This window comes from Sulfuricurvum sp. (assembly GCF_023229695.1).
Classification (GTDB): Bacteria; Campylobacterota; Campylobacteria; order Campylobacterales; family Sulfurimonadaceae; genus Sulfuricurvum.
This window is the reverse complement of record NZ_JALNYS010000008.1, coordinates 59,764-80,288: the sequence shown is the minus strand read 5'-3', so window position 1 is coordinate 80,288 and position 20,525 is coordinate 59,764. Positions and strand designations below refer to the sequence as shown.

Here is a 20,525-nt window from a genome sequence, read left to right as displayed (position 1 = left end):
TATGGAATTTCACATCGACGCCACCTGCGGCAACGCGCGCGCCTGCACCATCACGACGGCACACTCCACGATACAGACGCCGATCTTTATGCCCGTAGGGACCGTCGGGAGCGTCAAGGCACTCGACATGGCCGACATGACCGAGATCCTCGGAACCCAGATCATCCTTGCCAACACCTATCACATGTACCTGCGTCCCGGAGATGAGACAGTAGCCAAACTGGGAGGTCTGCACGGCTATACGACCTACCCGAACAGCTTTCTGACCGACAGCGGGGGATTTCAGGCATTCAGCCTCAGCGATATCTCCAAACCGACCGAAACGGGGATCGAGTTTCGCAGTCACATCGACGGAAGCAAGCACTTTTTCACCCCCGAAAAAGTGATCGATATCCAAAACAACCTGAACAGCGATATTATGATGATACTCGATGATCTCGTCGCCCTTCCCGCGACGCAGGAACGGATTAAAAAATCGATCGAGCGGACGACCCAGTGGGCGAAGCAGTCCATCGATTACCATCGTAACAATCAGACCAAGGGGATCGGGATCGACCAAAATATTTTTGCGATCATTCAGGGGGGGACCGATCTCAATTTCCGTACCCGGTCCGCCGAAGAGCTCTGTGCGATGGATTATGACGGATTTGCGATCGGCGGACTCTCCGTCGGTGAAACAAATCAGTTGATGTACGACACGGTCGAGCATACAACGCCGCTGATGCCGACCAATAAGCCCCGCTATCTGATGGGGGTCGGAACTCCCGAAGACCTCGTCGAAAACATCGAGCGGGGGGTCGACATGTTCGACTGCGTCATGCCGACCCGCAACGCCCGCAACGGTACCCTCTTTACCTCATTCGGAAAAGTCAACATCAAAGGGGCCGCCTACAAGTTCGACAGCGAGCCGATCGATCCCGCCTGCGACTGCTACACCTGCCGCCGCTACAGCCGCGCCTATCTTCACCACCTTTTCCGATCGCGTGAGATCACCTATTTTCGCCTCGCATCGCTCCATAATCTCCACTATTACCTGTCGTTGGTCGCTCAGGCACGGGATGCGATCATTGCCGGAAAATTTCTCGAATTTAAAAAAGAGTTTTACGCAAAACGGGGAAAATAGCCCTTGATTAGGTTTTATTTAAACGAAACTGCCGTATCATAAAAACACCTATGATTTAGCAGGTCGGGCCTCTTTGAATTCCTGAATCATCTATTTTGGGGTACAATAATAGGCTCAACACCTATAAGCTGTTTTAATTAGACATATCAACTATATAGCAAAGGATTCTCATGCCCAATCATCGCCCCAATATGTTATTCGGAGTCAATATCGACCATATCGCCGTATTGCGCGAAGCCCGTAAAATCAATGATCCCGATCCGTTAATGGCTCTCTCCATCTGTGCCCAAAACGGAGCCGATCAGATTACGATCCATTTGCGCGAAGATCGCCGCCATATCCATGATGAAGATGCCCGTCGGATCATCGCCTCTTCCCCCCTTCCGGTCAATCTCGAATGTGCCATTGATCCCTCTATCATCGATATCGTCTCTGCATTACGTCCCCATCGTGCCACCCTAGTCCCTGAGAAACGCGAAGAGGTAACCACCGAAGGGGGGCTTGATATCGCAGGGAGTTTTGATGCCATAGCCGGTGCGATCGAAAAGCTCAAAGCTTCAGAAATTGAGATCTCCCTGTTTATCGATCCGACACGTGATGCGATAACGTTATCGGAGCGCTTAGGGGTTCAGTGGGTAGAACTGCATACCGGAAGTTATGCAAATCTTTATGCGATGCGCCACAGCTCTCTTCCCCACTCCCACCATGCGATCGAATCGCTGAACCTTAGCCGCTCCGAGTTGGATGGACGGCTGGAACAAGCGTACGGAGATATTGTGGAAGCGGCCAATTATGCCCGTTCGCTTGGGCTTAAAGTAGCTGCAGGGCACGGACTTAATTATCAAAACGTCACCGCCATTGTCGGCATTGATACGATCGAGGAACTCAATATCGGTCAGAGCATCATTGCGCGTTCGGTGTTTACCGGACTCGCCACTGCTATCAAAGATATGAAAGTATTATGCAAACGTTAAAAACCATCGCCATCAGCGTCGGAGATCTCAACGGCGTAGGATTTGAAATACTCTTAAAGGGGCATGAAACTATCCTTGCAGTGTGCCGTCCCCTCTACTGTATCAGTCGTGCAATGGCGCAGCAGGCTGCCCATTTACTGGAAAGAGGGCTGCCGGATACCTTTGTTTGTCACGAGGTTGCCGGTGAGTTTACGATCCGTCCGGGGGTAGTGTGTCCGCAAAGCGGCCGTTACAGCTATGATTCGTTTCTCTGTGCCATTGCTTTGGCCACTTCGGGAGAAGCAGACGCCATCACTACCCTTCCGATCCATAAAGAGGCGTGGATGATGGCCGGTCTCCCGTATGTCGGACATACCGACGCTTTACGTGATTTACTCCACTCCGATGCGATCATGATGCTGGGATGTGAAGAGCTTTACGTCGCCCTTTTTACGGAACACATCCCTTTGCGTGAGGTTCCACAGCACATTCAGACGGATAAACTATACGATTTTTTACTCCGGTTAAACCGTACCCTTCAACGTTCCCCCGTTGCGGTTTTGGGCCTAAATCCCCATGCCGGAGACAACGGTGTGCTGGGAGATGAAGAGCGTCTCATTGAGGAGGCGATAGAGCGGGCAAATAGCGCTATCGGAAAAGAGGTTTTCCAGGGACCTATCGTTCCGGACATCGCATTTACCCCCAGAAGCCGTGCCTATTTTAAAACGGTCGTGGCGATGTACCACGATCAGGGGCTTGCTCCGCTTAAAGCGCTCTATTTTGACGAAGGGATCAATGTATCGCTTGGGCTCCCCCTAATCCGAACTTCCGTCGATCATGGGACGGCATTTGATATTGCGTATCAGAACAAAGCCCTCGGGCTAAGTTATACCAATGCGATTAAAGCAGCACTTACATTTCAGGTAGTGGAGTAACTATGGAACAGAGCGGGGAGTTCTCTTTTTTTACGAATTTAGTCCATCCGAATTTTGATACACAGACCTTTCGGAGTATTTTTATAAAAGCTGCCTGGAAAGTGTATACTGAATCCGTAAAGAATCCTGTACCCATCAAAGAGTTTCAACTCATCATAGTGCCGCTCTTTGATGCCCTGTTTTTTGCTAAAGAGAAAAAAATTTTAGAAGAGATGAAAGGGGTTCACAATCTCCTCCAAACCTCTGAAGCGATCGAACCGTTTTTGAGCGATGTTTTTTACATTGTCTTGAGTTATTATGTCAAATCTTTTTACGGTACCGGCGGCGAATGGGGGAAAATTATCGCATTCACCAATACAATCGAAAGATTTATAGCCTATGTTGTCGATAAGAGCGGCCATGATGAGACATTGTTTATTTTTGAAGACACCCTTATCAATGCTTTGGAAACGCTCCGGCAACACAATGAACCGATTATGGTGTTAAATACCTATTACGGTGTTCCGATCCAATATAAAGCCAAAATTGTCCATACGGATACCCAAAGCGTTATTATTAAAACGCATCCGATTCAGGAGACAGCCGCCCTTTTGCAAAACGGCATCTATCTCCTTAAAAACGGTCAGTTTGTGAATGATGTGTATGCCGCCGTTAGCACCAAGATGATCAACGGGGAGCGGTTTCTTGAACTCAACCGCTTTGATCAGCTTGAAACCTCCCTCTTCCATCGGCAAAGCATCCGCGTGCAGCCCTCAAAGCCTTTTGATATTCTCCTCACCTCCAATGGCACCCATCTCAAATTTGAGCTGTTTGATATTTCACTCGGCGGTCTTGCCGCAATCGGAAAAGAGCTCTATCCCCTTGCGATAGATTCCAATGTGATCCTCCATTTCCCTCAAGAGGTAATGGGACATGCCAATGCGATCAGCGGAAAGTTTATTTTCAAATCTTCCTATGAGAGCGGGTACAAATACCATTTTAAAATGAATCTCACCCCGCAGCAAGAGGATGAGCTTGGCAAATACATTGCCAAGAGAGAGCATGAAATCATCAAAATGTTGCGCGATGAGATTGTATAACCTTAAGAGAGACGGTCTCGATAATCCTCGTATCCGAATTCATGAACCATCTTTAATCTCCCCTCTTTGGTCCAGATGGCGAGGGAGGGGAGCTTGATCCCGTTAAACGTCGTATTTTTTACAAACGTATAGTGGATCTGATCTTCAAAAATAATTTTATCCCCGACCTGTAACGGCGCATCAAACGAGTAGTCTCCCATAATATCCCCTGCCAGACAGGTATTTCCGCCAAATCGGTACGTGTACGGTTTCTCTCCGGGCTCACCGGCACCGCGAACGGCGGCCCGATAAGGCATCGCTAGCGTATCGGGCATATGCGCTTCGGCTGAAGAATCCAAAATCGCCACACTCATCCCGTTATGGACGATATCCAGGACCGATGCCACCAGCGGCCCCGTCTGCCATCCCACCGCTTCACCCGGTTCCAGATAGACGGTAATATCGTTATGCCGCTTTTTAAATTCCCGGATCACTTCGATCAAACGCTCCACATCATAATCGGCTCGGGTGATATGGTGACCTCCGCCGAAATTGATGTATTTCATCCCATCGATATAAGCGCCGAATTTCTCCTCGAACGCCGCCAAAACCCCCTCCAGTGCATCGACATTTTGTTCACACAGTGCGTGGAAATTTAATCCGTCAAGCTTGGAGACGATGGAGGGGTCAAAATTGGCCGCCGTTGTCCCCAATCGGCTAAAAAGTCCGCAAGGGTTATACAAATCGACCGGAGAGGAGGAGTACTCCGGATTGACGCGCAGCGAGACCGAAATTTTCGGATTGAGCGCTTTAACCCGATCATAATAGCGGTGGAACTGGCTGGGGGAATTAAAAACGATATCGTCGCTGATACGGGCGATCTCGTCAATCTCTTCATCTTTGAATGCCGGCGAATAGGTGTGCACCTCTTTATTCATCTTCTCTCGGGCCAGTTTTGCCTCATGAAGACCGCTGGCGGTGCATCCGTGAAGATATTGGCCGATAAGATCAAAAGTTGACCACATGGCGAACCCTTTGAGCGCAAGGATGATCTTGGCTCCCGATTCGCGCTGCACGCGCTGTAAAAGTTGAAGATTGTTTTCTAAAAGAGCCTCTTCGCAAATATAGCACGGCGTGTGGGGTAACTGTGTAAGATCAATGGTACTCATCGGTTCATCCTTGTTTTATTCGCGTGATTGTACCATAGAGTTATTTCGGCAGAAACTTTGAAGTCAGAAAAAAGGAGAGCTTACGCTTTTCAGGCTGTTTCATTTCCTCCGGTCACCTTGATATGCCAGGGCTCATAGCGGACACCGAAAGGGTTGTTGCTGGTATAGCGTATCGTGATATACCCCTGATCGTACAGTTTTTTAAAGACATCGGTCTCTTGAAACCGTTCGGTAAAATTGTACTGTCCGTAGCCCGCTTTGCCGATATCAAAATCCCCGACGCTGTGGAAAGTGAATCCGGGAGGGGCAATGGACGTTGAAGTGGCGCGCAGATCTCCCCCTTCATTGACCATCTTTTTCATAAAAAGGTAGAGCTGTTTTACCGGTGCACGTACCCCGGATGTGAGAATGACGTCGTTGCCCAGAAGTTTTTTGATGCTCGTATATTTCTCTATCGCGGCACCTTTTAGGAGAAAATGGCCCGTTTTACTGATGTACTGCAAATCGCTTTTGGGGGTGACGGCGGTGAGACTGGGGACTGTACGTTCGCCGTAAAACCCGTAACGGCGGGGATCACCGTAAAAAATGGCTTCAATGTAGCCGATTTCGGATTGGTTCAGGGGCTTGTTGCAATAGTGTGCCACTTTCAGCATCTCATCAAAACTGATCGCATTGAACTGAACGTACCCCACCCGATCTTGGACCGTATTCAGTTTATCCAACAACGAAACGGTTGTTCGGGTCGCTCCGCTGCGTACTATCGTATCGTCAAACTCTTCCGTCATCCCAAAGGCAATACTGCTGCCAAATAGCGCGGTGTAGGCTAAAAATGATCGTCTATCCATCTTTTCTGTTGCTCTTTATCTATCAAAATTGTCTAATTTATTCTATATCGTAAAATATTACCTTAATTTGTAGCGATTATGGGGAAAAAATTGTGTAAAATAGAGCCCACATACCTAAAATCGTTAAATAAGGTCTAATATGGTCCCTCAATACTGTATTCAAATCGCAAAAGATGCTATCGGAGCCTGTTTGGAGGGTCGAAAAATCGATAAAGGTTCTCTCCTCTCTATCCATCCCGAACTCTCTGAAAAAAAAGCCACCTTTGTCACCCTGACCCTCCATGGCCATTTGCGCGGATGCATCGGGTCTCTGATAGCCCATCGCCCGTTATTGGACGATCTGATTTCCAATGCCGAGTCTGCCGCATTTCATGATCCGAGGTTCCCTCCTCTGAATTCAGCGGAAGCCGATGCGATACAAATCGAAGTTTCCCTTCTCACTGATCCTCAATCGGTAGAATACCGGGATGAAGATGAACTCAAAAAGATTATTCGACCCGGAATTGACGGCGTTATACTCCGGTATGGAAATCATCAAGCCACTTTCTTGCCGCAGGTATGGGAAGAGCTAAATGATTTTGAAACGTTTTTTGCCCATCTGGGGATGAAAGCGGGGATAAATGCTAATCCGATAGCGTACCATCCGGAAATTTATACCTATCAGGTTGATAAGATAAAAGAAAATTGATCGAAAGAAAACAAGGGTGCAAGTCGCTTTAAGAAATATTTACCTACAATGACAATATATAAGGGTTGATAATGATTGAAACAGATGTTTTTCTTGGGAGACAACCGATTTTCAATAACGAAGGGAGCTGTTTCGGATACGAACTTCTCTATCGTAACGAAGGGTCAAACAGCGCGGTAATCTCGGATGATGCCAAAGCAACGGCCCGCGTGATCATCAATCTGATCCATAATTTGGGATTTTCCTCCATCATCGGGAAAAAAATTGGATTTATCAATATCGATGACCATACGATTCTCAGTGACGCCCTCCTCTCCCTCCCTAAAGAGAACTTTATCTTTGAAATTTTAGAGTATACGAAAATGTCCGTAGCCATTGTCGAAAAGGTTCAGCGTCTGTATGAGATGGGGTACCGCTTCGCCTTGGATGATTTTTGCTGCAAGAGTGAGAACTTTGAGTATTTCAAACTCCTCTTTCCCTACATTGATATTATTAAAATTGATCTATTGCTCATCCATGATTACAGCATCGAGGAGATTGTCAATCAGTTTAAATCGTATAACGTTAAATTGCTGGCCGAAAAAGTTGAAACCATGGAGATGTTTGAGCGGTGCAAGCAATCAGGATTCGATTATTATCAAGGCTATTTTTTTGAAAAGCCGACCGTTATCACCGGCAAGAAAATCGAACCCTCCTTGGGAAATGTTATCGATCTGATCAATACCTTTCATGATACCTCCGATATCGACACCCTCACCCATAAATTTTCGCTTTATCCTGAAGTAACCTTCAATCTATTACGATACGTCAACTCGGCGGCTTTCCTCTTTTCCCATGAGATTACCAGTATCAAACAGATTCTCATCTTATTGGGCCCCTCACGTTTGCGCTCGTGGCTGGGACTGTTTTTGTACGCCGGAACCGAAAATCGGCTCTTTAAAGAGGCTATTTTTGATGCTGCCAAATTCAGAGCAAAAATGATGCACGATTTGGCCAAGGCCTGCGGCAAGCCCGAATTGGCGGATGAGGCGTTCTTGACCGGAAGCCTCTCTTTGATCGATACCTATTTGCAGATTCCCATGGAATCCATTATTGAAAATATCCAGCTCAGCCATCCGATCAATGAGGCCCTTTTATCGCATAAGGGCTATCTGGGACGGTTACTGAGCGTAACCGAAAAATTGGAAACCAGTGAGAAAATTCAAACGATTATCGAGTATTTGGCCCCTAAAGTCCATCTCACCTCTCAGCAACTTTATACCATCTATTTGAATGCCACCCGCTATGTTGTCGAGACATAAACCAATTGGAGGAACACTGATGAAAAATCGAACCATGAGCGTCGCCGGGAGCTTTTACCCTGCCGACACGGAATCCATCGGAGAGATGATTCGCCGTTTTAATCACATTCTGGAGCAGTCACAAGAAGCGGTATGGCGATATAATACCCTCGTCACCTATGCCGTTATCGTCCCCCATGCCGGATGGGTCTACTCAGGCTTTACCGCGAACATAGCCTATCGGATCCTCGCCGGTTCACCGGTGGACACCATTGTCGTTATCGGTCCCTCCCACCGTGTCGGATTCGGAGGGATCAGCGTATCGGATAGCGATAAATATCAGACTCCGCTGGGCGATTTGAACGTCGACCGTGATTTGGTAGGATTATTGCAAGAGCGATTCGGTGTCATCAGCTATCCTCAAGCCCATCATGAGCACAGTACCGAAGTTCAAATGCCCTTTATCCGGCACTATTTTCCGGAGGTGAAGATAGTGGAATTGGTTTACGGCGATTGCGATCCCGCTTTAATCGAACCGATCATCTCCTACCTGCTGCAATATCAAAAATACGGTGTGGTTATCAGTACCGATTTAAGCCATTTTCATCCGCTTCATACGGCTAATGTCATCGATCAGCGGTGTCTGAGCGCCGTAGAGCGGATCGATACCGCTCTGCTTGGCGAAGGGTGTGAAGCGTGCGGTATTATCGGTGTGGAAGCGATGCTGCTGGCGGCACAAAAAGGGAATCTGGAAAGTGCGGTGCTTGATTACCGCACCAGTGCCGATGCCTCCGGGGAGACGTCCCGTGTTGTCGGGTATATGAGTGCGTTGTTTCAGGAAAAACTGTGGTGATCACGATTTAAAGTAATGGGAGGAGGAAAGAAGATCAGCGGTGCAACACCGCTGCGGGGAGAAGAACGCTTAAACGTCCATCTCGATAACGTTCCAAGGGAGCCCCTGGGTATTCATCTCGTCCATAAAGAAATCGGGATCCATCTGTTCCATATTGAACACACCGATGCCGCTCCATTTTCCTTCGACCATCAGCTTCGCACCGATCACCGCAGGGACACCGGTCGTGTACGAAACCCCCTGCGATTTGACTTCGGCGTAGCACGCTTCGTGATCTTTCACCTGATAGATGTAGATTTTACGCTTTTTGCCCTCTTTGAGCCCTTCGGCTACGATACCGATATTGGTTTTCCCTTTGGTACGAGGGCCCAGTGATGCCGGATCGGGGAGGAGGGTTTTTAGAAATTCGATCGGAACGATCTCCATCCCTTTGTGCATGACCGGCTCAATCCCTAGCATACCGACGTTTTCAAGGCATTTCATATGGGTCAGATAGCTTTGTCCGAACGTCATAAAAAAGCGGATTCGCTTAAGCCCTTTGATATGTTTGACCAATGACTCCATCTCTTCGTGATAAAGGAGGTAGCTGTCTTTGGGTCCCACTTCGGGATAATCCCACACCTGCATGATCTCCATCGGAGCCGTCTCGATCCACTCGCCGTTCTCCCAGTAGCGCCCTTTTGCACTCACTTCGCGCAGATTGATCTCGGGATTGAAGTTGGTCGCAAACGGGTAGCCGTGGTCCCCCGCGTTGCAGTCGAGGATATCGATCGTATGGATCTCGTCAAAATAGTGTTTTTGGGCATACGCACAAAATACGTTCGTCGCACCGGGATCGAATCCGCTTCCGAGCAGTCCCATGATTCCCGCCTCTTTGAACGCGGTGTCTCTCTCCCACTGGAGTTTGTATTCGAACTTCGCTTCGTCCGGATGTTCGTAGTTAGCGGTATCGAGATAAGGGGTTTTTGTCGCGATACACGCATCCATAATTGTCAGATCCTGATACGGAAGAGCGACATTGATCAGAATATCGGGATTGAATTTATGGATAAGATCGATGACCTCTTGTGTATTGTCCGCATCTACGGTTGTGATTTCGAGTGCACCTTCGGGCAATTCGCTTTGGATCTCTTCGCAGCGTCCGATACTTCGGCTTGCCAAAATGATACGATCGAATACATCGTTGTTCATGACACATTTATGTGCCACGACGCGCCCTACTCCGCCGGCGCCGATAATGAGTGCTGTTGCCATTGCAAAACCCCTGAAAATAAAGATAGTGTAATTATAGGTAAAAATCTCTTACGAAAATGTTACAGAAAAAATGCGTGGTAAAGGGTCAATCCCCAGATCGTCGCCATCATCCCCAACGCGATGAAGACCAGTCCCGCACCCGCATCTTTGGCACGCTTGGCCAGTTCATGATGGTCAAAGGTCACCAAATCGACGGTCCGCTCTATGGCACTGTTAATAATCTCCGCAATGACGGGGATAAAAAGGGAGGCGGTTAAAACCGCACTGTGGATATAGCTCAAAGGTAAAATCCATGCAGCGGCCAATCCCCCCAGAAATACTAGAATCTGCAAACGAAACGACGGTTCATTTCGGGTCACTTCGACCAACCCTTCGAGGGCGTAGCCGGTGTTTTTAAATAACGTATATTTGGGCTTATTGAGTGCCATATCTCTCCTTTAGAGTCATAATCGCATTATACACCGTTTCCGGATCGCTTTGAATCGAAATCGGATCGCCGTAAATGACCCGAACGTTGCGCCGAAACCAGGATCGTGAGGGGCTATGGCGGTGCGCTGATCGTGAAAAAACGCTTCCGTAAATCCCGTCGATGTAAAAAGGGACAATCACCCCCTCCTGATGGGCGGCAATTACCCGATAACCGGGATATATTTTCCCGATCTCTCCGTCATGGCTGATGGACCCTTCGGGAAACAGAGCAATGATATCACGGTTTTGCAAACGGATACGGGCATGTTTAAAGGCCTCTTTTGCTCCGGTAGAGGAGATGGGGATCACCTCTCCGATTTTCATGACCGGACGGATAAACGGCTTTTCGTAAATGGAACGCTCCATCAGGTAGCGGATACGCCGCTCTACCCCTACCTGTACCAGTATCCAGTCGATCCAGCTGATATGGTTCCCCAGCATCAGTACGGCTCCCGTCCGGGGGACATTATGAGGGTGGAGCGGAATGATGTTGTAACGCAACGCAAGGAGCCATTCAAAAAGGAGCCAGATAAAGTAATCTTTGTACCGAATCACGGTCCCGATACTCAGCAAAAGCGAAACACCCAGCATCCCATAAAAGATCCAGAGTGCTTCAAATCCGAAATACGCCGACAGGGTTGTCAGAAGAAGGGCTGCGACCATACAGACATTTTGGACCCAATTGTTCCCGGCCAGAACAAACGGCAAATGGGCACTCGGCGTATCCGACTGGATCAAGGCGTTCAAAGCGACGATGAGCATTGCTCCCCCGATACCGAAACCAAAAAATGTCGCGCCGATCATCCTCAAATCGTGGGTATTCGGTAAAATCATCAATGTCACGGTAAGGATCATCGCTCCCAGGACAATAAGACCTTTGTGAAGATAATGGCGTGAAATCCGAGTCGCTATCACCGATCCTATAATAATGCCCACCGCAGCCAGCGCCATAAGCCCCTGAACGACAATCGTATTCTGGATCCCCAAAGTACTTTTGGCATAGGCACCGAAAGAGGCCAGAATGACCTGAGAAATAGACCAGAAAAGGGACAAAAAGAGGATCGCTTCAAAAATTTCCCGTTTTCGGCGGAGCAGAAGCCAGTTTTTGCCGAAATATCGCCCTGTAAGATATTTATGAAAATCGAAGGTGACGTCCGATGAAGCCGCAACCTCTTTGACACGTAAAAGGAGTAAACATTCGACAATACTCCCCCCTACCAAGAGCCATCCCAACGGGGCAATCTGATAGAGGATATCGGCTTCGCTAGCGTATGGTGAAGTGAGGGCGTTTTCAAACAATACCGTATACACAATAATCCCCGACAAGATCGCCACCGTCGTAAACGACTGAACAATCGCATTCAGGGCACTGATCTTTTTTTCTCCGGCCAGCTCTTTGATGTATCCGTATTTAGCGGGGGAGTAGAGGGCACTTTGAGCCGCCAATACCAGCGTAAGGGCGAATGCTCCCCAAAACCACCCCTGATAATACGAAGCGGTTATCAGTAATGTAATGACTACGGCACCCAAAGCACCGTAGCGCATGACCCGTACTTTTGAAAATCGGTGCGATAGATATCCGGAGGGGGTAAACAAAGCGATAAAGGGGAGTAAAATCAACGCATTCAAAATAGCGGTATAGATAATCTGCTCTTGATCGTCGTAAATTTTAAAAACGGTATTTTGAATAATGATTTTATGCCCCAAATCGGTCAGGGCATTCAAAAAAAGGGCAATAACATAAGGGATCACCCCTTTTTCTCTCCAGATACCCGCCATTAGCCCAGTACCGTGCTCCACCCTTCATAATGGCCGTGTTCCTGAAGAGAATTATCATAAATAAGGGCGGTCGTCTCTTCGACCTCTTCGGGGATAATCGCGTCTACTTTTGTCAAAACAGCACCGTAGGCATAATCACTCTCATCATCTTTAAGGGACTCTTTGAGTTCAAAACCATGTGCGGCCAAAAAGGAGACCGAACGCTCCATCGCACTTTTCGTCTGAAAAAAGAGGTAATGTTCTACCGGACGCTTCAGGCTCAAATCATCACCCGCTTCCATCAGCGATTCAATCGTGCGGCGGTTTTGGATACGGAGCATTGCATAACCGTCGGGATAGAGCCGCTCCAGATACATCTCCCATTTGGCATCTTTGGAAGAGCCCCTCTCATAGGGATAGTTGCCGTGGCGTGCAAGCACTTCGGAGGTTAAATTTTCAAATCGTTTGGGGGAAGAGGCATAAAAATAAAACTCTATCCACCCCTCTTTGATCAGCGCCCCCGCAAATTGAGCCTTCAATGAGCTATCGAGTGTCTGGATCAGCTCTTCTCTGAAAGCGCTAAAACGGCTCCCAAAGGGCTCGTCGCTTTTAACAAAAAACCATAAAAGCCACGGTTTCTCTTCCAGTGGAGCCTCCTCTATCAGCTCCAGTTCAACCTCGCATCGATACGGTGTATTTTCATCATCGCGCATCTCGTAAAATTCCACCATGCCGCACCTTTGTATTTTTTGACATTGTACCCAAATTGGGTTTTCAACGGCTTCAAAAGGGAAAAGCTCCTTAATGTTCGTTCAGATCTTCCATATAACTCCGATGCAGTTTTACTTTTCCGGAAAGTTCATGAATATTTCTGGGATCAAACGGCTCCGATTTTTCACGTTTGGGAAGAGCCTGGGATAAAAGGGAGAGCTGCTGCCCCACTTCGGATGCCAAACGCTCCAGATTGTCACGCATAACACGATGCTCTTGCTTTTCATATGACTCTAACGTTACGATCAACTCCCCCAATTTGCCGCGAGCCCCCAAAAAATCACGATACAGCTCTTCCGCAGAGGCAAACATCGTTCCAAGCGGCTTAAAAGTGGTATACAGTTCTTTGGAATGGAAGCTCATCTCTCGCATCTGTTTCGAGGAGAGGACCATTTGCTGCATAATCAATTCACTTTGTTCACGCGAACCTCTCAAAAGGGCATCATTTTCAAGCAGCGTCGTCATAATCCCTTCACTTTTTGACCCCAATGCCTGTATATGGCGTGCAAACTCGGTAATAATAGCATTGAGCTCTTTTTGCAACAGCGCAACGGTCCGGTCCGGAGCCTGATTTTGCCGGAGGAGGCGGATGCTTTCTTCCATGGCTTTCAATTGTACGTAAACCTCTTTATTCCCTTCGCACGTCGATTTTGTCACGAGTTTCAATTGATTAAAATGGTCCTGCTCCGCAACCCGTAGTAAATCAATATGACGGTGAACAATATTATCCAGTCCCGGAAGTTCGGTGAGGGTAAACTCCTCAAATTTTTCCATAGAGAGCTGTTGCTGGGCGAGAAGTGCTTCAATCTTGCTGATGAAATGTTTCTGATTGCTCTGGATCACATGCAGGGCATCCACTTCCTCTTTAAAGATAATGCGAAGCTGATCGTGGGTAGAGTCTTCCATTCTCGCTATGGCCGCTAAATGTTTATCATATTCTCTGAGCATATGGGCCTGCGCTTCGATGCCCTCTACCACCGTCTCAAGACGGAATTGATTTTCCTGAGAATTTATCCCCTTCTGAGCCTGATACATTGCCGTCATGATGGCGGATAAAACAATCCCTACCGACAAGGGGATCAATGACTCTTTGAGTATTAGAAGCCAGACGGGCTCTTCGGCAAAAAGGATAAAATGGAGTAGCCCTCCGATCATACCGACAGCTAGAACAATAGGGGTATAATTGATTTTAGTGCGCTCCTTGTAAATATTAATGTAGCGTAAAAAAAGGAGAGACATAACTCCGATCACGAATAAAATATCCGGTAAAAACATTAATTATTTCCCTTCTGTGATGATGCGCAGCAGCTCTTTGGGATGTTCGGCGAAATAATCCCCCGCCCCTTGCGAACTAAACCCCCATCCGGCAAAGATCCCCAGAATACCCGCTTGTTCGGCAGCTTCCATATCTTTGGAGTTATCGCCGATCATCCAAGCATAATCCGTACCCGAATCAAACGCGTGATACTCCAATATTTTTTGGAGCATCTGCGGATGAGGCTTAGGGGTCTGGACATCATCCGCACCGACAATCAATGAAAAAAAATCACTCAGCCCTAAATGGTTTAACATCCGTCTAGCAAAGATCCCAGGAGCATTCGTAGCCACCCCCATCGAAAATCCCTGCTGCGTCAAATATTTCAAGACATCCTCAATCCCCTCATAAGAAGTGACGTTTTGGATACACTGATCGTAGTAGTGCTCTTCAAAACGGTTGCGCGCGGATGCTTCATACGTCGTCGTCGCGTAAAAAATTTCGGAGAGATTGCGACAGGGGGCATTAATCGCATCTACTACCTCCGTAATGCTAAGGGGAGGCAAACCGTAACATCGTTCCCGAACATAATTGATCGAGAGGGTGATATCCCGTCCCGAATCGATCAATGTCCCGTCCATGTCGAAAATAGCTATTCGGCCCATTTATCTGTTCCTAACTGATGTTACGCACTTTTCGCGCAAAGCCCGGAAAGTGGCAGGGACTAAAGTCCCTACAACCCCCTAAAGCTTCCCGCATCTGTCGAATGCGGGAGAAAACTCCCTTTGACGTACTTGCTAAAATCAGGTGCGTAAGGTAAATTTTTAAAAAACGTTTCACACTAAAACTGCTCCGTGTACGATTCACTATCGCATCTTCTGATAAATCTCTTTGAGCGTTTGAACAAACAACGGATGGTCGTTCGGACATCGGCATACGCGATAATCTTCAAAACCGAGTTCATGGGCTACCTCGGCGTATTCAATAGAGAGCTCAAAATCGGTTTCGGAATTATCGATGGAAAAAGCGATCGGGACGATAATCACTTTTTTCCCGTTAAGGGAACGGAGCATCGATTCCAACGAAGGTTCAAGCCATTGCATCGGCCCCACTTTAGATTGATACGCCAAATGGACCCCCCGAAAATAGATCCCCTCTTCGTGAAACAGATCTTTCATCAATTCGACATGGGCAATGACATGACGTTGGTACGGATCCCCCTCATCAACCACTTTTTGCGGCAAACCGTGTGCTGAAAAAATAAGTTCGAATCCATGCGAATCATCGCTCTTGAGAGCATCCTGAATCAACGTCAACAAACAACGGTTATACGTGGCATTGGTAAAAAAATGTTTCATCTCGATCGTAATCGGAGACCATCCGATACGGCGTGCCGTCATTTCGAAATCGTCAATCGACGACTGGGTAGTCGTCGACGAATATTGCGGATACAACGGAATCAGATACACCTTATCGATTCCCCCCTCTTTTAACCGCAGACATACCTCTTCGGCCATAGGCGGAGTGTAGCGCATGACAAAATCGACGGCAGTCTCTTCCTCCACCACCTCTTTGAGTTTGGCGACGAGCGAACGGGTCAAGGCGACGAGGGGAGATTTTCCTCCGATTTGACGATAAATTTCCTGAGATTTTTCGACACGCGTCCAGGTGATCAGACCGGCAACAAATTTTCGCAAAGCCTTACTCTTCATTCTCAATATATACGGGTCATTGAACATATTGGTCAAAAACATCTCAACCTCATTGAGATTGTTCGGCCCTCCCATATTCAATAATACGATTGCTTCACGCATATAAATTACCGTCCATTCATTATCTGTTTTTAAAAGAAGTGTACCATATCCTTTCGATAAATTTGAAAGATTATAATAAAACATAAAGTTTTTTAACCTATAATACTTGAGAGAGAGACAAAAGTAAGGAGGCTGCATGGTCAAAACATGGATGCCCATACCGTTAATTTTACTCACCCTTTCCGCTCATGCGGAAACGCAAAGGCGTGAGCCTTCATTATTCTTAGAATATGAACGAGAGTTGAAACGCTCAGCGGAAACGCAAAAAATCGATGAAACCGCTTTTAAAAAATTGATGGCTCCCATCACTGCGGTAAAACCTCTCACTCCTCCAAAAATCATCATTGCTACAGAACCGCTACCGCAAAAACCCGTTGTAAGCGATAAGGATACGATTGGTGCAGACAGCACCCCTTTTTTAGTGATCAACAAACCGACACCCGCACCGAATCTATGTTCAGACCAAAAAACGGCCGAAGCACCGGCTGAGCGAAAAACCATCTTTAAGAATATCAAAAGCGTCAAAGAAAATCTTCTGGCCAAGGCGAAAGAGTTTCTCGGAACGCCTTATGGATTCGGCGATAAAGACGACAGTCGTACCGATTGTTCCGGATTTACCCAGCAAGTTTATCGCCAATTCGGTGTCTCTTTGCCCCACAGCGCTGCAGAACAGGCTCAACTCGGGGAGAAGGTTGAGCTCGGCGATCTACAGGTAGGCGATCTCCTCTTTTACCGAACCTATAAATCCGATCCCTCCCATGTTGCTATCTATGCGGGAGAGGGGCAAATTATCCATGCATCATACAACTCCCGAAAAGTCCAATTCGACTCCATCGACAAAGGATATTATAAGCAGCGCTTTTTGTACGCCAAACGGCTTGCATTTAATGATACTGCAGGAATGGAATAGGTTCTTCAAAGATGTCCGCATTCTATTCACTTTTGGATAAGCATTGGCTCTGGAAAGAGATGAGCCATAAGCTTGGTCTCAGCGCTCCGGCCTATTCCTACTGGAATGAGAGTCATCATATTAAAGTGAACCGTTATGTTTTTATCGAAAAAAATACCCTTCCTCCGAAATACGCCCATATTCAAAACGATCTTACCGATCTCTCCGGCTATCTCCCGACCCAATACGCCGCTTCGCAGCTCAATATGGACAGTCATATTTTTAGCTATAAAAAGATGCGGCTGTACAACCAGTTTGAATACAAATTTGTCAACGATATCAAATTCGTCAATCTCAAACGTTTTTTTCTCGAAAACGGGATTAAAATCGAAAAAAGCAACTATGCCCGTTTGGGACGGCTGGATGATTTGATCATTACGGCCGATTCCCGTTTTTACCGGATTGATGACCACTACGGAGTCGTCGTCTACGACTGATGTTTTTTGGCCCATCGCGGAAAAAAGCGTGACGGAGAGAGTGCAAGATTCAGCGCTTTTCCATCGACAAGGTACTCTTTGAGCCGTTTTGCCAGATACGGCGCCAGTACGAATCCGTATCCGCCGGAGCCGTTGATCATCGTCAGTTGGGGATAATAGACGTAGTCTGCCGGATCAACCGCTTTTCCGTGGCGCAGATGGGGATAACAAAGCAAAGTCGCATCCGCATCGACCAAATTCCCGAGCATCGGGAGATAATCGTTTGAACCCGACCGCAACCCCGTATAGTCGTTGATGATATTAATATTATTTAATGTTAATGTTTTGGACGCTTTTTCCAACAGTACCGCTCTCCCCTGCTCTACGTCGTACAATTCCCCTAAAAAGGGGGAGTAATGGACGTCATGCGTCGCACCGATGGCGACAATCCCCTCTTTGGTCGTCGGAGAGATAGAGACATGGTGGTGCAGGATGCAGGGGACGTGGGTAGAGGTCTCGATATCGATCCGATGACCCCAAATCCCCCGTAATCCCACGTAATCAATGGGTAAAAGTTTCGGATACGCACCAAGTGCGAGAACAAGATGTTTGGCATTCAAATCACCGACCTGCCACACTTCATCCCTATGGATCAGCTGTTCTACTTTAAGTGGATAAAAATCGATCCCCTCCGCCATCGAGCGGCAAACCCCCTGCGCATCGACCACCGCCCCTTCGGTAAAATACACAGCGCTGTCATTTGACGCTTCCTCGGTTAGGAGCGACTGTAACGCATCATCAATCGGTGAGTGCTGCAAAGAGGTTTCGCGTTTAAAATGTTCGAGTTTGTCAGATTCTTGGGGGCTATTTGCGATATGCAAAAGAGGCTTGGTGAGGGTAAATCGGGGAAAACGGGTCGTGTAGAATTCGAGTGCTTCAGCGTGCGCACGCTCCATGATCTCTTTAAGCGCACCGGCTTTGGAGATTTTCGGGGAGATAAACGCCCCTGCCGCACCGCTGCCACCCGAGGCAATACCGTCCTGATCGATCAGAGCAACGTTTAAACCTGCTTGGGCGAGCGTATAGGCGCTACAACAGCCGTTTATCCCCGCACCGATGATGATGACATCATACTCCAAACATACCTGCTTCGATGCCTAATTTTTGACAAACAGTCATAAATAGTTGAATGTTCAAATCCAATATCTCTTTTATCTCTTCTCTTGGGGGGAGGCGTTTATGCGGTGATGGGTATCGTTGCTTCGTATGATAAGTTGTAGCGATGGCGAGGAGATGAATTTCAGCATCTACCAATTCTATCCAATCCTCTACAAGCTCGTTTAACTCAACGAGGTTATGCGTTTTTACAATAGCGACGTTTTCATACGCCAAACATGATTTATACAGCTTTTCGATACTTTGATGGAGAATATACCCTATCGTATCGGTAAAATGACCCGCTTCGTAGAGAATTTTAGCCGAATCGAGATCGTGGTACGCTTTTTCTACCCACTCTATCGCATGAGGCTTATTTGCCATAAATGACTAACCCTTTGGACAAAATGTCCTCTTTGTAAAACGGATCGCTTCTCTCCGATAAAAATCGGCTGCTAGCGGATAAAACATCAAACCCAATTTTGTATTCTTTCATCAAATCTCTGAGTTTCATCAATGCGGATGCTTCGATATTCTCTTCGGCGTTATCTTTGACTAAAAACAGATCGATGTCACTATCATTACGAGGTGTTCCGTATGCGTAGCTTCCAAAGAGGATGATTTTTTCAGGGTTTAGTGAGAGGAGTCGCTCAACGATCAGCGGTTGTAGTTCTTTGATATTAATCACTTTGTCGCCCTCCTCTTTTTTTGTAGAAAGTATAACATGAACTTTGTTTTATATTGGAAAATATCCAATTACGCACCGATCAGTGATTCATACGGCACATTCAATTGAGCGTGCAAGTTATGAATCATAGAAATAGAGAGCTGATGTTTATGGTTTAAAATCTCAGAGACTTTGGATCGCGAACCGATAATGGGGATCAGGTCTTTTGCCTCAAGTCCCATCTGCTCCATCTGAAATCGGATCGCCTCAACGGGATCACACGCGGGGATCGGAAAATGTTTGGTTTCGTAATTCTCGACAAGGGTTGTAAAAATATCGAGCTCATTCCCCTCTAGCGTACCATATTCCGCGTCTATCAGCATTTCGATACGAGATAGTGCTTTTGCATAATCGGCTTCGGTTCAGATTGGAAAAATATTCATCTTAAATTAGGATATATCTTTAACTATTTCATTCATCTTGGAATAAAAATAATTAAAGCTTGGTGATAGATTGTTATCTAAATCCATATAAGGTGTTATCTTTTCGGCCCATTCACATTTAGCAGTACCAGATACTTGAATGCCTCCAGATTTTAAGCCAGATGAACCTAATGGATGAATAGCATCAGCTAACACTTCCCATGTTCCGCAGATACTATCATTCTCATATGAATTTAAGATGGAAGTTTTTGCATTTGGATAGGCTGTTCTTATTGCATTTATATCACCAAGTAACCAAGCTTCACCCTCTTCTATGGCAATACAAAATTTTGTTTCTGGTTTTGTATCACAAGCATCTAAAACCTCTAATAATTGATTACGAAATATTGAAAAATTATTTTTATCCAAATCCATAATTACAAATACAACAGCTGGATAATTTTCTTCATATCCTTGGAATGTTTTACCCAAACCGTTTAAAAGCTTTGGCAAGTTATTTAATAAAGCTTTTGATCCTGCATTTCTTGCATCAGATATATTCTTCGGTAAATGACCAATGCCTTTATATTTATGAATATCGTACGTAATGTCAGCACCAACAAGGCGCTGCATAAGAATTTCAAGCATTTTTTTACCAGATAAATCTTCAATTAAAATTTCAATATGCATTG

The 20,525-nt window shown here is 46.7% G+C and carries 23 protein-coding genes; 9 read left to right on the top strand and 14 right to left on the bottom strand.

Annotated features, from left to right (window positions below):
- Position 1 precedes the first annotated feature (1 nt).
- The 4 genes from tgt (at position 2) to M0P91_RS07175 (ending at position 4,090) form a co-directional block, all read left to right on the top strand.
- Positions 2 to 1,123, top strand: a complete 1,122-nt coding sequence (tgt, locus tag M0P91_RS07190) for a tRNA guanosine(34) transglycosylase Tgt (protein ID WP_295066085.1) — start codon at positions 2 to 4, stop codon at positions 1,121 to 1,123.
- 191 nt (positions 1,124 to 1,314) lie between these two features.
- Entirely contained in the window at positions 1,315 to 2,097 is a 783-nt protein-coding gene (locus tag M0P91_RS07185) for a pyridoxine 5'-phosphate synthase (RefSeq protein WP_295066137.1), read from the top strand.
- Positions 2,085 to 3,011: a 4-hydroxythreonine-4-phosphate dehydrogenase gene (gene pdxA, locus M0P91_RS07180; protein WP_295066084.1), complete on the top strand. Its 927-nt coding sequence runs from the start codon at positions 2,085 to 2,087 to the stop codon at positions 3,009 to 3,011. The genes M0P91_RS07185 and pdxA overlap by 13 nt, the downstream gene beginning before the upstream one ends.
- Before the next feature lie 2 nt (positions 3,012 to 3,013).
- Positions 3,014 to 4,090 (top strand): PilZ domain-containing protein, encoded by a 1,077-nt coding sequence (locus M0P91_RS07175; RefSeq protein ID WP_295066083.1) that lies wholly within the window; start codon positions 3,014 to 3,016, stop codon positions 4,088 to 4,090.
- Between the two features lie 2 nt (positions 4,091 to 4,092).
- Here M0P91_RS07175 and nspC read toward each other — a convergent pair whose 3' ends face one another.
- A complete protein-coding gene (nspC, locus tag M0P91_RS07170; protein ID WP_295066082.1) occupies positions 4,093 to 5,238 on the bottom strand; it encodes a carboxynorspermidine decarboxylase in 1,146 nt (381 codons plus the stop codon).
- 89 nt (positions 5,239 to 5,327) lie between these two features.
- Entirely contained in the window at positions 5,328 to 6,083 is a 756-nt protein-coding gene (locus M0P91_RS07165; RefSeq protein WP_295066081.1) for a D-alanyl-D-alanine carboxypeptidase family protein, read from the bottom strand.
- Positions 6,084 to 6,222: 139 nt separating this feature from the next.
- On the opposite strand from M0P91_RS07165, the gene amrA reads away from it, so the two are divergent.
- The 3 genes from amrA (at position 6,223) to amrB (ending at position 8,904) form a co-directional block, all read left to right on the top strand.
- Positions 6,223 to 6,771 carry an AmmeMemoRadiSam system protein A gene (amrA, locus tag M0P91_RS07160; RefSeq protein WP_295066080.1) on the top strand — a complete coding sequence of 183 codons (549 nt, stop codon included), beginning with the start codon at positions 6,223 to 6,225 and terminating at the stop codon, positions 6,769 to 6,771.
- Between the two features lie 71 nt (positions 6,772 to 6,842).
- The gene (locus M0P91_RS07155; protein WP_295066079.1) at positions 6,843 to 8,072 is read left to right on the top strand and encodes an EAL domain-containing protein; all 1,230 of its coding nucleotides are present in this window, start codon (positions 6,843 to 6,845) and stop codon (positions 8,070 to 8,072) included.
- Positions 8,073 to 8,091: 19 nt separating this feature from the next.
- On the top strand, positions 8,092 to 8,904 hold the full coding sequence (amrB, locus tag M0P91_RS07150) for an AmmeMemoRadiSam system protein B (protein ID WP_295066078.1): 813 nt from the start codon (positions 8,092 to 8,094) through the stop codon (positions 8,902 to 8,904).
- Between the two features lie 69 nt (positions 8,905 to 8,973).
- Here the strand turns inward: amrB and M0P91_RS07145 are convergent, their stop codons facing one another.
- The 7 genes from M0P91_RS07145 to hemH all read right to left on the bottom strand — a co-directional run bounded on the left by M0P91_RS07145 (position 8,974) and on the right by hemH (position 16,224).
- Positions 8,974 to 10,158, bottom strand: coding sequence for a saccharopine dehydrogenase family protein (locus tag M0P91_RS07145; protein WP_295066077.1), 1,185 nt, complete (start codon positions 10,156 to 10,158; stop codon positions 8,974 to 8,976).
- A 59-nt stretch (positions 10,159 to 10,217) separates the two neighbouring features.
- Entirely contained in the window at positions 10,218 to 10,586 is a 369-nt protein-coding gene (locus tag M0P91_RS07140; protein ID WP_295066076.1) for a diacylglycerol kinase, read from the bottom strand.
- Positions 10,573 to 12,405 carry an MFS transporter gene (locus M0P91_RS07135; RefSeq protein WP_295066075.1) on the bottom strand — a complete coding sequence of 611 codons (1,833 nt, stop codon included), beginning with the start codon at positions 12,403 to 12,405 and terminating at the stop codon, positions 10,573 to 10,575. The genes M0P91_RS07140 and M0P91_RS07135 overlap by 14 nt, the downstream gene beginning before the upstream one ends.
- Positions 12,405 to 13,115 carry a DUF695 domain-containing protein gene (locus tag M0P91_RS07130; RefSeq protein ID WP_295066074.1) on the bottom strand — a complete coding sequence of 237 codons (711 nt, stop codon included), beginning with the start codon at positions 13,113 to 13,115 and terminating at the stop codon, positions 12,405 to 12,407. Before M0P91_RS07130 ends, M0P91_RS07135 begins: the two co-directional genes overlap by 1 nt.
- A gap of 70 nt (positions 13,116 to 13,185) precedes the next feature.
- The gene (locus tag M0P91_RS07125) at positions 13,186 to 14,430 is read right to left on the bottom strand and encodes a hypothetical protein (protein WP_295066073.1); all 1,245 of its coding nucleotides are present in this window, start codon (positions 14,428 to 14,430) and stop codon (positions 13,186 to 13,188) included.
- A gap of 3 nt (positions 14,431 to 14,433) precedes the next feature.
- On the bottom strand, positions 14,434 to 15,075 hold the full coding sequence (locus M0P91_RS07120) for an HAD family hydrolase (RefSeq protein WP_295066072.1): 642 nt from the start codon (positions 15,073 to 15,075) through the stop codon (positions 14,434 to 14,436).
- Between the two features lie 201 nt (positions 15,076 to 15,276).
- Positions 15,277 to 16,224 (bottom strand): ferrochelatase, encoded by a 948-nt coding sequence (hemH, locus tag M0P91_RS07115; protein WP_295066071.1) that lies wholly within the window; start codon positions 16,222 to 16,224, stop codon positions 15,277 to 15,279.
- A 136-nt stretch (positions 16,225 to 16,360) separates the two neighbouring features.
- On the opposite strand from hemH, the gene M0P91_RS07110 reads away from it, so the two are divergent.
- Entirely contained in the window at positions 16,361 to 17,134 is a 774-nt protein-coding gene (locus tag M0P91_RS07110; RefSeq protein ID WP_295066070.1) for a C40 family peptidase, read from the top strand.
- A gap of 11 nt (positions 17,135 to 17,145) precedes the next feature.
- Complete coding sequence (locus M0P91_RS07105) at positions 17,146 to 17,610, top strand: hypothetical protein (protein ID WP_295066069.1); 465 nt, start codon at positions 17,146 to 17,148, stop codon at positions 17,608 to 17,610.
- Here M0P91_RS07105 and M0P91_RS07100 read toward each other — a convergent pair.
- The 5 genes from M0P91_RS07100 to M0P91_RS07080 form a co-directional block, all read right to left on the bottom strand.
- A complete protein-coding gene (locus M0P91_RS07100) occupies positions 17,601 to 18,728 on the bottom strand; it encodes an FAD-binding oxidoreductase (protein WP_295066068.1) in 1,128 nt (375 codons plus the stop codon). The two genes, M0P91_RS07105 and M0P91_RS07100, sit on opposite strands and share 10 nt — an antisense overlap.
- Positions 18,718 to 19,128 carry a HEPN domain-containing protein gene (locus tag M0P91_RS07095; protein WP_295066067.1) on the bottom strand — a complete coding sequence of 137 codons (411 nt, stop codon included), beginning with the start codon at positions 19,126 to 19,128 and terminating at the stop codon, positions 18,718 to 18,720. The genes M0P91_RS07100 and M0P91_RS07095 overlap by 11 nt, the downstream gene beginning before the upstream one ends.
- Positions 19,118 to 19,432, bottom strand: a complete 315-nt coding sequence (locus M0P91_RS07090) for a nucleotidyltransferase domain-containing protein (protein ID WP_295066066.1) — start codon at positions 19,430 to 19,432, stop codon at positions 19,118 to 19,120. The genes M0P91_RS07095 and M0P91_RS07090 overlap by 11 nt, the downstream gene beginning before the upstream one ends.
- A gap of 68 nt (positions 19,433 to 19,500) precedes the next feature.
- Positions 19,501 to 19,794: a DNA-binding protein gene (locus M0P91_RS07085; RefSeq protein ID WP_295066065.1), complete on the bottom strand. Its 294-nt coding sequence runs from the start codon at positions 19,792 to 19,794 to the stop codon at positions 19,501 to 19,503.
- A gap of 66 nt (positions 19,795 to 19,860) precedes the next feature.
- Complete coding sequence (locus tag M0P91_RS07080; protein ID WP_295066064.1) at positions 19,861 to 20,523, bottom strand: hypothetical protein; 663 nt, start codon at positions 20,521 to 20,523, stop codon at positions 19,861 to 19,863.
- Positions 20,524 to 20,525 lie beyond the last annotated feature (2 nt).